The organism is Arthrobacter sp. NPDC058288, from assembly GCF_042880995.1.
Lineage (GTDB): Bacteria > Actinomycetota > Actinomycetes > Actinomycetales > Micrococcaceae > Arthrobacter.
Genome location: NZ_JBHVYH010000004.1, coordinates 61,332 through 73,419 on the forward strand (window position 1 = coordinate 61,332; position 12,088 = coordinate 73,419).

General features: G+C 65.2%; 12 protein-coding genes and 2 riboswitches. Of the genes, 9 read left to right on the forward strand and 3 right to left on the reverse strand.

The features are described from left to right. Nucleotides 1–27 precede the first annotated feature (27 nt). Together ACFVWT_RS12925 and ACFVWT_RS12930 are read right to left on the reverse strand one after the other, a co-directional pair. Nucleotides 28–2,532, reverse strand: coding sequence for a helicase-associated domain-containing protein (locus ACFVWT_RS12925; protein ID WP_390248302.1), 2,505 nt, complete (start codon nucleotides 2,530–2,532; stop codon nucleotides 28–30). A gap of 10 nt (nucleotides 2,533–2,542) precedes the next feature. Beyond that, a complete protein-coding gene (locus ACFVWT_RS12930) occupies nucleotides 2,543–2,776 on the reverse strand; it encodes a hypothetical protein (protein ID WP_390248304.1) in 234 nt (77 codons plus the stop codon). A gap of 184 nt (nucleotides 2,777–2,960) precedes the next feature. Between ACFVWT_RS12930 and ACFVWT_RS12935 the strand changes: the two genes are divergently transcribed. Genes ACFVWT_RS12935 through ACFVWT_RS12945 form a run of 3 tightly spaced genes read left to right on the forward strand, consistent with a single transcriptional unit; the run spans nucleotide 2,961 to nucleotide 5,281 of the window. Continuing rightward, nucleotides 2,961–3,344, forward strand: a complete 384-nt coding sequence (locus ACFVWT_RS12935) for a cold-shock protein (RefSeq protein ID WP_011690655.1) — start codon at nucleotides 2,961–2,963, stop codon at nucleotides 3,342–3,344. Nucleotides 3,345–3,352: 8 nt separating this feature from the next. After that, the gene (locus ACFVWT_RS12940; RefSeq protein ID WP_390248306.1) at nucleotides 3,353–3,886 is read left to right on the forward strand and encodes a DUF3027 domain-containing protein; all 534 of its coding nucleotides are present in this window, start codon (nucleotides 3,353–3,355) and stop codon (nucleotides 3,884–3,886) included. Nucleotides 3,887–3,931: 45 nt separating this feature from the next. Beyond that, on the forward strand, nucleotides 3,932–5,281 hold the full coding sequence (locus tag ACFVWT_RS12945; protein ID WP_390248783.1) for an MFS transporter: 1,350 nt from the start codon (nucleotides 3,932–3,934) through the stop codon (nucleotides 5,279–5,281). A gap of 22 nt (nucleotides 5,282–5,303) precedes the next feature. Here ACFVWT_RS12945 and serC read toward each other — a convergent pair whose 3' ends face one another. After that, the gene (serC, locus tag ACFVWT_RS12950) at nucleotides 5,304–6,434 is read right to left on the reverse strand and encodes a phosphoserine transaminase (protein ID WP_390248308.1); all 1,131 of its coding nucleotides are present in this window, start codon (nucleotides 6,432–6,434) and stop codon (nucleotides 5,304–5,306) included. Between the two features lie 381 nt (nucleotides 6,435–6,815). On the opposite strand from serC, the gene ACFVWT_RS12955 reads away from it, so the two are divergent. The 6 genes from ACFVWT_RS12955 (at nucleotide 6,816) to ACFVWT_RS12980 (ending at nucleotide 12,033) form a co-directional block, all read left to right on the forward strand. Then, complete coding sequence (locus ACFVWT_RS12955) at nucleotides 6,816–7,511, forward strand: metal-dependent transcriptional regulator (RefSeq protein ID WP_390248310.1); 696 nt, start codon at nucleotides 6,816–6,818, stop codon at nucleotides 7,509–7,511. Between the two features lie 110 nt (nucleotides 7,512–7,621). Beyond that, a riboswitch (cyclic di-AMP (ydaO/yuaA leader) is annotated at nucleotides 7,622–7,865 on the forward strand. 3 nt (nucleotides 7,866–7,868) lie between these two features. Continuing rightward, nucleotides 7,869–8,687, forward strand: a complete 819-nt coding sequence (locus tag ACFVWT_RS12960) for a M23 family metallopeptidase (RefSeq protein ID WP_390248312.1) — start codon at nucleotides 7,869–7,871, stop codon at nucleotides 8,685–8,687. 113 nt (nucleotides 8,688–8,800) lie between these two features. Continuing rightward, nucleotides 8,801–8,994, forward strand: a riboswitch (cyclic di-AMP (ydaO/yuaA leader). A gap of 52 nt (nucleotides 8,995–9,046) precedes the next feature. Further along, nucleotides 9,047–9,739 carry a C40 family peptidase gene (locus ACFVWT_RS12965; RefSeq protein WP_390248314.1) on the forward strand — a complete coding sequence of 231 codons (693 nt, stop codon included), beginning with the start codon at nucleotides 9,047–9,049 and terminating at the stop codon, nucleotides 9,737–9,739. Nucleotides 9,740–9,879: 140 nt separating this feature from the next. Next, entirely contained in the window at nucleotides 9,880–10,644 is a 765-nt protein-coding gene (locus ACFVWT_RS12970) for an NlpC/P60 family protein (protein WP_390248316.1), read from the forward strand. Between the two features lie 223 nt (nucleotides 10,645–10,867). After that, nucleotides 10,868–11,368: an HNH endonuclease gene (locus ACFVWT_RS12975; RefSeq protein ID WP_364121712.1), complete on the forward strand. Its 501-nt coding sequence runs from the start codon at nucleotides 10,868–10,870 to the stop codon at nucleotides 11,366–11,368. A gap of 47 nt (nucleotides 11,369–11,415) precedes the next feature. Then, nucleotides 11,416–12,033: a molybdenum cofactor guanylyltransferase gene (locus ACFVWT_RS12980; protein ID WP_390248318.1), complete on the forward strand. Its 618-nt coding sequence runs from the start codon at nucleotides 11,416–11,418 to the stop codon at nucleotides 12,031–12,033. The last annotated feature ends 55 nt before the right edge of the window (nucleotides 12,034–12,088 follow it).

A 12,088-nucleotide genomic window follows, 5' to 3' on the forward strand; every position in this document is an offset into this window, starting at 1 on the left:
TTAGGCCGCAGGTTGGTGGGGTGCTGGTCACTGCTGGAATTCCTCTTCCGCCTCAATGTCGATGATCCGGTGGATGGAGAGCACTCGTTCAGTTTCGCGGGCCGGGTCGAAGACCCTTACCCGTCCGCCGCTCACAGAAACCGGAACAACTGTTTCCCTGCTGGAATTCCCTTGGCTGTCCACAACGTTCATTACCACTGCCTGCCGGAGACGGATGGCCCTTTGCAGGGTTTCGAGCCCGAGCTGTGTTGCTGCCTCTCCGCTTGTTCCCGACGACGGGCGGTGGCCCCCGTTGCCGTTCGCGCCGTGGGGCGCGGCGTGGCTGCGAAGAATCGCCAACTGGGCATCGACGTCGGCCTCCGCCGGCGCCGTGCGCGGCGCGCTGTACACGGGCCGTCCGCTGCCTGGAACCGATGTGGTCCGGCGCAGCCGGATCAGCGTTGACTGCGGTTCCTCGACGGCCGGTGACAATCCCAGTGCACGCAATACCTGCGCAGTTTCCTTCGGGGCCGCGTGGGAGATGAGGACAGTAGGGGCAATGCGGACCAGCCCAAGCCCTGACGCGCTGGATTCCTTGACCAGTTCGAGCAGGGCATCTTCGTCATCGCTCTGAATGAAGCTGGAGGCCACGCCCACCCGAAGTCTGCCGTGCCGTGCAGCGGTGTCCTCCACCAGGTATTCGAGCGGCTGCGGTACGGCAGTGGCCGAGTGTTCGCGCAGGAAACCCAACAGGCTGGCGGCATCGTGGCCGGCGTCGAGCGCGCGGCGGACGGATGCCACGGAGAACCGGTAGATGGTGGCGGGTCCCTGGCCTTCGGCGTCGGCCATCACGAGGAGCTTCTCGCTCAACTCCGGTGCCAGGTAGCCCGGTGCCACGGCGGTGAGGTCAGCCTGCAGCAGGACGTGGTTGAGAGCGGCCGGCAGATGCTCTCCCAGGATTTCCAGAGCCTCATCGGGTCGTTCCGCGGCGATGGCCGAGCCCAGCTGGCTGAGTGCGCCCGAGCCGATGAGGCCGAGCATCTCCGCTTCGGCCAGGACACCCCGGATCAGCGAACTGAACCGCCTGGCCATCCGGGGCTGGGTCCATTCGGCCCGTTGAAGCACCGCCGCGGCGTCCAGTACCGGCGCCTTGCCGTCCGCTTCCTCGGCCTCAAGGGTCAGTTCGTTGAGGATCTCCAGGATCCGCTTCCGGACCACGGGCGCGTCCGGCCGCTGGGCTTCGGCGGATAGTGCGTTGATGGTGGCGCCGGCTGCTGCCCGGTGCGGAGCGGGACCCGCACCCGGACCCGTGGCGGGCTGGCCCACCAGGGACGGGGCGCGCTCGCTGGCCAGCCATGCGTTCACGAGCCAGAGCCACTGTTCCTGCCGCGGCAGAGTCAGCCACTCCAGCTGTTCCGGCTGAACCCATGAGGAGCTGTCAACATCCAGCCGGAGCAGTCCGGCCAGGGCGCAGAGCTCAACCAGCAGACCGGCGCGGTGCAGATCGATCCGGAGCGAGTCGGCCAGCCGCTTCATTTCACGGACGCCGACGCCGCCGCTCCGCAAGGTAACGAGCGGTTGCTCGCGCACGGCGTACAGCAGTTCGCCGGTCAGGCGGAGGGTTTCGGCAATGGCGCCCAAGGCGGCGTTGCGCCGCAGCGCCGCCGTGGTCTGTCCAAGCCTGGGTGCCGGGGGAGTCAGTGTGAAGTCCTCGATTACGGCGCCGCCGCGGAGGGCGATCCCCACGCTGTGCGGCAATTCCACGTGGGCGGCATCCAGTGGGACCAGCAGGCCCCTTGCCAGGAGCCAGTCCACGGGGCCGACGTCGGAGCCTTCGTTGAGCACGGACGCCCGCCGTTGCGCCTGCGGTACGGCCCCCATGGCCCAGTTCCCGAAGCGGGCAAGGAGGGCCGTGGTGCGCTCCGGGGCGGTGGCGAGGATCTGTTGCAGGGCATCCGGCGTGGCCGTCCAATGCTGCAGCGACAGGGCTGCTTCCATGGGAGTCGTGGCGGGATGGATGGCGGCTCCGCTGTGGTGCAGTTCGGCCACAAGTTGCACCACGCGCTGGGCGAACGCCGGCTGCAGCCGGACCAGTTCCGTATAGCTCCGGCCCAGTCCTGCCGGGTAGATCCCGACGACGTCACGGAGGCTTCCCACCGGAAGGTAGAAACGTTGGCGGGGACCGGCCGGCACGACGGCACCGTGCGGCGGCTCTGCACGGTGCACAAGGGCCAGTTCTTCAAGGGACTGCAGGATCCGTTCGATGGCGGACAGCGAGGCGCCGTGGATGGCTTTCTTGAGTCCTGCAGCCGAAGCGCTGTGGGCCGTGTCCGTATTCGTGCAGAGATGGAGGGTCTCCAATACCTGCATCTGCGGCCGGTTCAGCCGCTCCAGGGCCCGTTGCACGCTGACCCTCGCGCTGGCCCGGGCAGCGAGGGCCGCAAAGTCCGGAACGTTCGGTGAGACCAGGTCCGGCCGCGCGGAGAACAAGGCCCGCAACGAGTCGTCGCTGCGTGCCTCCAGTTCCTTGCTGAGCGCGCGAATAAAGGACATCAGTCCAACGTTACCGCCCGCCGGACTTTCCTGCCCGGCGGCGGGCGGCAACGCCGTCGATCACCAGGACGATCATGATGAGGAAAGCCAGTGGCAGGCCGTACAGGGCCAGGGAAGTCACCCACACCGGGGCGGCGCTGCCGGCAAAGGCAATGGCCATGACGGCGCCCACGGCAGCCAGCGAAAGAACGGCAATAACCGCCGCAACGATCATCAGTGGCCGCCGGTAGCGGGAGGGTGTCATGGAAGTAACGCTAACAGCCCGGCTGTGCCCGTGCCGCAAAGCGGGAATCCGGGCCCGGGCAGGATAACCTTGAAGATACAGACCAACATGGTCCAGGCAGTCATACCCTGAACCCGCATAACAATGCGGATGCGGTGGCCGCCGGCCGTGTCACAGGAAGTCCAGAACGAAGAAGGTTGATTACGTGCCTACCGGCAAGGTCAAGTGGTATGACAAGGAAAAAGGCTTCGGATTCCTCGCAGGTGAGGACGGCCAGGAAGTATTCCTGCCCAAATCCGCGCTGCCCGAGGGCGTAACGGAACTCAAGGCCGGTACCCGCGTGGAGTTCGGCGTTGCCGACGGGCGCAAGGGAGCCCAGGCCCTCGGCCTGCGCGTGCTGGACAAGACACCGTCCATTGCCAAGGCAAAGCGTCCCAGCGCCAAGGACCTGGCGCCCCTCGTCCAGGACCTGGTGACCGTGCTGGACAACCTGTCCGGAACGTTGTCAGCCGGTAAGTACCCGGAAGGCAACAAGGCCAAGGCGATCGCCGCTGCCCTCCGTAAGGTTGCCGACGAGCTGGACGCTTAGGCATCCGCATGACTTCCCAACCTGACCAGAGCACCCCCAGGCCGGCGTCAAAGCCCCGCACCGGCGTTCCTGTGTGGCGCACCGGCAAGCCGGATGCGGTGCTCGCCGCGGCCGTGGACTTTGCCCGGGCTGCTGTTGAGGGCATCGCCCCGGCCGAGCAGATCGGACAACATCTGGGCGCCAAGAGCGAAGGGGACCGTGTTGTCACTCATCTCTTCGAGTCGAGGCTGGCCGGGTACCAGGGGTGGCAGTGGTACGCCGTGATCACGCGCAATTCCCGGTCCAAGGTCATTACAGTGAACGAACTTGGCCTGTTGCCCTCGGAGGATTCGATCCTGGCGCCGGAGTGGGTGCCGTGGGCCGAACGGGTGCGCCCGGAGGACGCGCAGGAAGATGAATCCAGCGCCGACATCGTGGATGCAGGGCCGTCCGTTTCGGAGGGCGATGAGCTTGCCGACGCCGACGACGAGGATGCTGTTTCGGATGACGGCGCCGGCGACGCGCCGGAGGACGAATCCGGCTCCGCCCGCGAGGTCGACTAGCCAGTTGGAACCATGGGGGACTGAACTACCCGGAGGCCGGCGATGATGTCCACCTTCAAGTCCCTGCATATCCTCAATTACCGCCTGTGGTTTGTGGGCGCGTTGATTTCCAACATCGGGACCTGGATGCAGCGCACAGCCCAGGACTGGCTGGTCTTTGACCACCTGACAGACCACGACGCAGGGGCCATGGGTATCACCATGGCCCTGCAACTGGGGCCGCAACTGTTCCTCGCACCCGTGGCCGGGCTGGTGGCAGACCGTTTTAACCGGCGCCACCTCCTGGTGATGACCCAGTCCGCGATGGCCCTGCTGAGCACGGGCCTGGGACTTCTGGTGGTCCTTGGTGCCGGGCAACTCTGGCACGTCTACGCCTTTGCCCTGCTGCTGGGCCTTGTGTCCGCCCTCGATGCTCCCGTGCGGCAAACGTTTGTCTCCGAGCTGGTACGGGACGATTACCTCCCCAACGCCGTGGCACTCAACAGTGCCTCCTTCAACGTGGCCAGGATGATCGGGCCGGCAGTTGCCGGCGTGCTGACGGTGGCCGTGGGACCCGGGTGGGTGTTCCTGATCAACACCGCCACTTTCCTGGCCCTCCTGTTCAGCCTGTGGAAGATACCCGCGTCATCCCTGAGGGTCCTTCCCCGGGCGGCTGCCGGGAAGGGCCGGATCCGTGAGGGGCTGCGATATGTGCGGTTCCGTCCGGACATAGTGGTGGTGCTTGTTGCCGTCTTCATCGTGGGCACGCTCGGACTCAACTTCGTCCTGTTCATTGCGGCCATGGTGGGCACGGAATTCGGGCTGGATGCCAGTGCCTTCGGGCTGATGAACTCCATCATGGCCATCGGCTCCGTGGCGGGCGCATTGCTGTCCGCCGGGCGGTCCAAGCCCCGGCTCCGGATCATTTTCGGAGCAGCCGGCGCGTTCGGGGTCACCTCCGGGCTGGCGGCCCTGGCGCCCAACTACTTCTGGTTCGGCGTGGCCCTGGTTCCGGTAGGCCTCTTTGCCATCACGATGATGACCAGCGCCAACGGCTACGTGCAGACCACCACGGACCCGGTGATGCGCGGCCGGGTCATGGCCCTTTACATGGCCATCTTCATGGGCGGCACACCCGTCGGCGCTCCGCTGGTGGGATGGGTGGCCAATGTTGCCGGTCCCCGCTGGTCCATGTCCGTGGCAGCGGCATCCGGGCTCCTGGCCGCGCTGATCGGCATGGTGTGGATCATCCGGGCCAAGCAGCTGAAGCTCGGATTCAACCGCCGCGCCCGGGGACTGCGCTACTTCCGGCTGGTATCCGCAGGGTCCAACCACTCCGGCTCAACTGAAGGAAGAGAGCGCAACGACGAAGGCGCCGCCCGGGACAAAAACCCGGACGACGCCGTCGAACGCTAACGCGTCTGCGCTGGTTCGTGACTTACTTGCGCAGTTCGCCCACGACGTAGTCGATGCAGGACAGGAGGGCGGACACATCGTCCGGGTCGATCGCCACGAACGTGGCGATGCGCAACTGGTTGCGCCCCAGCTTGCGGTAGGGCTCCGTGTCCACAATCCCATTGGAGCGGAGGACCTTCGCGATGGCCGCCGCGTCGATCGAATCGTCGAAGTCGATGGTGGCGATCACGTTTGAACGGTCTTCGGCCTTGGCAACGAACGGCGTGGCGTACTCGGAGGCCTCAGCCCAGGAGTAGATGCGTCCGGCGGAATCGGCGGTGCGGGCAGCCGCAAAATCAAGTCCGCCGCTGGCGTTAAGCCACTGCACCTGTGCGTCCAGGGTGACCAGGGTGGCCAGCGCGGGCGTGTTGTAAGTCTGGTTGAGCCGGGAATTGTCGATGGCGGTCTGCAGGTTCAGGAAATCGGGGATCCACCGGCCGCTGGCCTTGATCCGCGCAGCACGCTCGAGGGCGGCGGGGGAGAAGAGGCCCAGCCACAGGCCGCCGTCCGACGCGAAGTTCTTCTGCGGCGCGAAGTAGTACACGTCCGCTTCCGACACCTCGACGTCCAGGCCGCCGGCAGCCGAGGTGGCATCGACCAGGACCAGCGATCCGTCATCCGCCCCCGCAACCCGCTTCACGGGGGCGGCCACGCCGGTGGACGTCTCATTCTGGGGCCACGCGTATACGTCGATGCCGGCTTCTGCCTGCGCCACGGGCCGGGTACCGGGCTCGGCCTTAATGATGGAGGAGGCGTCCAGGAAAGGAGCCTTGTTGGTGGCGGAGGCGAACTTGGAACCGAACTCGCCAAAGGAGAGGTGCTGGGCCTTGCTGTCCACCAGCCCGAACGCCGCGACATCCCAGAACGCGGTGGAGCCGCCCACTCCGAGGATGACTTCATAGCCGTCCGGGGCGCGGAAGAACTCGCTGAGGCCGTTACGGACGGACCCTACGAGGTTCTTGACCGGGGCCTGGCGGTGCGAGGTGCCAAGAAGCGTGGCAGAGGCGGCAGACAGGGCCTCGATCTGCTCGGGACGGACCTTTGAAGGCCCGGCGCCGAACCGTCCGTCCTTGGGCAGGAGGTTGGCGGGGATAGTGATGCTGGTGTCGCTCACAATGGCTCCAATTTTTCGGCGTGGACGTGGGAGAGGCCCGGCAGGTCACGGGTTGCTGCTGGGGGAATCCCCTATATTCTGCCTGACTCGCCAGCGGGGGACGGAACGGTAACCGTCATAGTCCAGTCACTGAGACATCCCAAACGCGCTAGCGGTCCCGTCGCTGCGAAGCTCCGCGCCGAATTATCCGGAGTAATTCAAAATAGGCTAAGCTGATCCCTGACGTATAGCGGGCCGCGATGGCGGCCGGGCTGATCCCGTGAGGCCGTTCCCCGAAGGCTGAGCGGTGGATGCAGGTCCACTTCGCCGAGGCCAACGGGAAACGCCTCCGCGCGGTACGGTGGGACTGACGCAAGGACTGTGCTCGAGGAGCTGAGCTGGATGACGGATCTGATCGACACCACGGAGATGTATCTTCGGACAATCTTGGAGCTTGAGGAAGAGAACATTGTTGCTCTCCGTGCGCGGATTGCCGAACGGCTGCGCCACTCCGGCCCCACCGTTTCGCAGACCATCGGCCGGATGGAACGGGACGGCTTGGTGGTTGTTTCCGGCGACCGGCACCTTGAACTCACCGAAACGGGCCGGAAACGCGCTACCGAAGTCATGCGCAAGCACCGCCTTGCTGAGCGGCTCCTCGCCGACGTCATCGGCCTCGACTGGGCGTATGTACACGACGAAGCGTGCCGTTGGGAACACGTCATGAGCGAGCGGGTTGAGCGGCGCATTTTCGAGCTTCTGGACCACCCAACGGTCTCCCCCTACGGCAACCCCATTCCCGGCCTGGCCGCACTCGGCGGCCAGCCCGCTCCCGCGTTCACCGATGGTGTGGTGAACCTTCTTGAAGCCATGGCCGGATACGGGGCCGACTCGCGCGTTACCGTGAGCCGCCTGGCCGAGCCCATCCAGGTTGAGCCGGAGTTGCTGGTGCAACTTGATGAAGGCGGCATCCGTCCCGGGGCATCCCTCGCCTTGGAACGCGTGGGGGAGTACATCTCGGTGCGAGTACCCGAGATCGAAGGCGCCCTGGAACTGCCGCCCGAAGTTGCGGCCCACGTGTTTGTTACGGTCCGCTAACCGCGCACTTCGTAGGACCACCTACAACACACTGAGACCCAGATAACGGAATTATTACCGCGCTGATTAATCACCTATAGTTGAGGACTAGCGCCGATACTAAAGCGTTACCTGATCCGAAGCCGAGCTCTGCCAGCGGATCAAGGAACGAAGCACCTCCTGGCAGAGGCGGGGGAACCACAACCGGCCGTTGAAAGACGGTCTTGGGGTGAAGTCCGTCAGCGGCAAGGCACCTCCGACGAAGGATTCCTTTGGGACACCCCTGTGTCGGATGCCTTGCATTGGCGGACCGGGTCTTTGATCTCTCTGACCCGAATCCGACAGCTAACTCCGCAGGCTTTCCAGAGAGGATAATTCTTGACCACGCAGACCGTCAGGGGCCGCCGCAGGGCGACAGGTCCCGCTTCGGAGTACCCCGTGGCCGAAGCCGTAATGACGGTCAGGCCGCGCGACGCACACCGTGATGCGCGCCGGCGACGGAGCCTGTTCAGCCAGGTGACGGAGTTCGCTTCGGCGAGCGGCGTGGGTCAGAAGGCAGGCATAGCGCTGGCCGCCACCGGACTGGTCCTTACCGTGACCGTCCCGTCAACAGGCCCCATGGTGGCCACGTCAGACACGGGAAACGCCGCCGCCGCAGTCGCGGCGCAGCCGGAGGTCTCCGCCGCCGCCAGCGCCAAGATCGATTTCAACCGGACCACCGTGGCCACCAAGGGGGATCCTGACGGCAAGCTCAAGCAATTGCTGAGCGCGCAGTCGGCGGGAACCATCACCCGCGCGGCATCCACCGGCAGCCTGGGTGCGCCGCTGGAACAGATGGTCACCGCATCGCCATTCGGGTTCCGCGTCAGCCCGATTACGGGCGGAGCCGGGGAGTTCCACCGTGGCCAGGACTATGCGGCCCAGTGCGGCACCAGCGTGTTCGCCGCGGCCAGCGGAACCGTGACCTTCTCCGGCTGGCACCCGTACGGCGGTGGAAACCGTGTGGTGATTGACCACGGCAACGGCTTGGAAACCACGTACAACCACCTCTCGTCGTCCAGTGTCCAGGTCGGCCAGAAGGTCACCCGGGGCGAGGTCATTGCGCTTAGCGGGACCACCGGAGCCTCCACTGGCTGCCACCTCCATTTTGAAGTGATGGTCAACGGCGAAGTCGTCGACCCGCTGGGCTGGCTCTGATCCAAGCGATGGGTCACTCTCGCATTCCTGTGACATGCCGTGACCTGAATGTGACATTCGTTCGGAAATCCTGTACCGTTTAGAGCACGCCAACTTTTCCGAAGTTGGCGCTCTTGAGTGGATTGCCTAACTCTGCCACCGCTCAAGGTCCGTTCGCATGACATCGTCTGGCAGAGGCGGGGGAACCAATTTTGGTCTTCGCAAGAAGACCTTGGGGTTAAGTCGCAACGCTTCCCAGGAAGCCGAGCGGCCGGGTGACTCCCATCCGAATCCGACAGCTCACCTCGTAGGCATTGGGAGAGGCTACCTTCGTGTCTGCACGTCACAATTCTGCGCGCCACCGCGCGCAAACGGTTCGTATGAACCCGTTGAACTCCGTTTCCAGGGCCGTTACTGCCAACGCCGGGACCGTAGGTCGCCAGGCAGCTGTCATCGCAGCTGCTTCCGGACTGATCCTCAGTGTTGGGATGCCGGCAAATGCCGCCGATACCAACCTGGGCGTTTCCGCTTCGACGGAGTCCGGCTCACAGTCGGCCCAGCTGACCGTAACTGCAGAACCGACTGCGACTGTTTCCTTCGAGCGTCCGGCAGTGACCACGAAGGCAGCGCCCAAGGTTGAAACCGTTCGGGCACAGTCCACCGGTACAGATGCCAGCGAGGCCTCCACTGAGGCTGCCGGAGAGGCCAAGGCGGGCAAGCTTGCCGACGCCGCTTCTTCAGCAGCAGCATCGGGCCTTGCTGCTATCGCTTACACGGGTATCGGCAGCCCCTACGTCTGGGGCGGCACCACTCCCAGCGGCTGGGACTGCTCAGGCTTCACCCAGTGGGTTTACGCCCAGGCCGGCATCAGCATCCCCCGCACCAATGCATGGACAGCCATGACGCCCACCTCCACTCCGGCGCCGGGCGATCTCGTCATGCAAAACGGCGGCGCCCACGTTGGCATCTACGTCGGCAACGGCATGATGATCAGCGCGCTCAACCCCTCGCAGGGCACCCTCCTGCACGCTGTGTCCGCCACGGGCACCTCTGCGTTCTACACGCTTCGCTAAAACACGCGCTTCCCTTCGCTGAAGCGCGCGTCCTTCGCTAAAAAACCCTGTTCGGGCCGTTCCGGCTTACCCCCAAGATGCCGGAGCGTCCAAAAACCGCGGCCTGCCATGCAGTCTGAGGAAAACGAAAGAGAGAACTAATGACTACACGTGCCATCGCACGGCATCGCGCCGAGGTTACCAAGACCAACTCGCTTGCTGTCATTGCCAAGGCCGTCGGCGACAATGCCGGTGGCATGGGCCGTCAGGCTGCGGTTATCGCTGCTGCCTCCGGTCTGGTCCTGACGAGCGGTATCGCAGCCAACGCTGCCGACACCAACGTTCAGCGCGAAGCGACCTCTGCTTCCACCCTGGAAGTTCAGTCTTCCGCTCCGGCCAACATTTCGGCCGCCTCCAGCATCGCCATCTCCTTCGAGAAGCCGGCTGTTTCCACCTCCCCGGCTCCGGTCGTTGAGGCTCCGAAGCCGGTTGTAGAGGTTCAGGAGGCTACCCCCGCGGCGGCTCCTGCTGCCGCCGCTGAGACTGTATCCGCACCGGCTGCCCCCGCGGCCCCGGCAGCTCCCGCCGCTGCCAGCGGAATGGGCGCTTCGATCGCAGCTGCGGCATACGCCCAGCTCGGAGTTGCCCAGGACTGCACCGCCCTTGCCACCAACGCCCTTGCAGCCGTGGGCATCAACTACCACGGCTGGCCGGCAGGTTACCTTTCCCTGGGCCGCACCGTGAGTGCAGCCGAGGCGCAGCCGGGCGACCTCGCATACTACGAGAACGGCGGCATGGGCATGGCCCACATCGCTGTGTACGTCGGCAACGGCCAGGCCGTGCACGGCGGCTGGAACGGCGGAACCACCTCCCTGTTCAGCGTCAACGTCGGCTCCGGTCCGGTCTTCATCCGCGTTGGCGGCTAAAGCCTCCAGCTAGTGCTTGACGGAAGAACCCCTGCCTCCGGGCAGGGGTTCTTCTGCGTTTCCGGCAGGTGAATTTTTGCCGACACGGAGTGTATGGTAAAGGCCCGATTCGGTGATCGGCCACTTGAGTGTTTACTCTTGTGTTGTCGATCCAAAGCCCGGACAAGCAGAGGGCAGCCGGCCCTCGAGCCCCTGACGGGTGTGGCCGTGAAGAGGTATGTGCATGCGCACTCTCGTTCTTAATGCTGGATATGAACCGCTGGCGGTTGTAACCTTCCGCCGGGCGCTGGTTCTTGTGCTGACCGGAAAAGCTAGCGTGGTGGCCGAGGGCGACGATCCTGTCGTTGGCCCGCAGGAGATTCTGGGCCGTCCGTCCGTGATTCTCCTAAACCGTTACATCCGGCCGCGGTACAACACCACCACAGCTGTGAGTCGCCGGGGCGTCCTGCGCCGTGACGGCCACCGCTGCGCCTATTGCGGTAAGGCAGCACACACCATTGACCACGTCCACCCGAAATCCAGGGGCGGTGCGGACTCCTGGGAAAACCTGGTGGCCGCCTGCCTTCGATGCAATAACGTGAAGGGCGACCACACGCCTGCCGAGATGGGCTGGAAGCTCAGGTTCGTGCCTGCACCTCCGCACGGCACCATCTGGCAGATCAAAGAGCTGGAAAAACCCACTCCCGCGTGGGACCCCTTCCTTCTCCCGGAATCCGCCGCCTAAGTCATCATCTGTGCGCCGGTCCTGCCGTCAATGGCTAGGCTGGCCTTGTGGAGTTTGATGCCTTAATCCTGGCCGGCGGCCGGTCATCGCGCCTGGGCGGCGTGCCCAAGTCCCGGCTGCTATACGACGGCGCCACCCTCCTGTCGCGGGCGCTTTCGGCGGCTGCGGGGGCGGGCGCCGCGGTGGTGGTGGGTCCGGATCCGGGAGAACTGCCGTCCGATGTGCTGACGTGCCGGGAGGAACCGGCCTTTGCGGGACCTGCAGCCGCTATTGCTGCCGGGCTCGCGGCCCTGGATGACTCCCGCGGTCCGCAACGGGCCGCGATGACGCTGATTCTGGCTTGCGACATGCCGAAAGCGGATCAGGCTGTTGCCGCCCTTCGGGCCGCCCTCGCGGACCCTGGCCCGGACCATGCAGGGGTGGATGGAGTCATGTCTGCCTCTCCTGATGGCCGCAAACAACCGCTTGCAGGTTTTTATAGCACGGCCGCGCTAGAACATTCCGTGGACGAAATGGAGAAGAGCGGGGGGTTTGCAGGGGCTTCAGTCTTCGCCCTCCTTGCTAGGCTGGACGTGCGGACTGTTACCGTCCCTGCCGGTGCCACGGACGACGTGGATACCTGGGACGATGCTGCCGCGCTAGGCGTGTCCCGCCCAAGGTCTTGAGCCACCGTCGGTGGGACCGTGCGGTGGCACCGCAACCGAAATTTGAGTTTGGAGG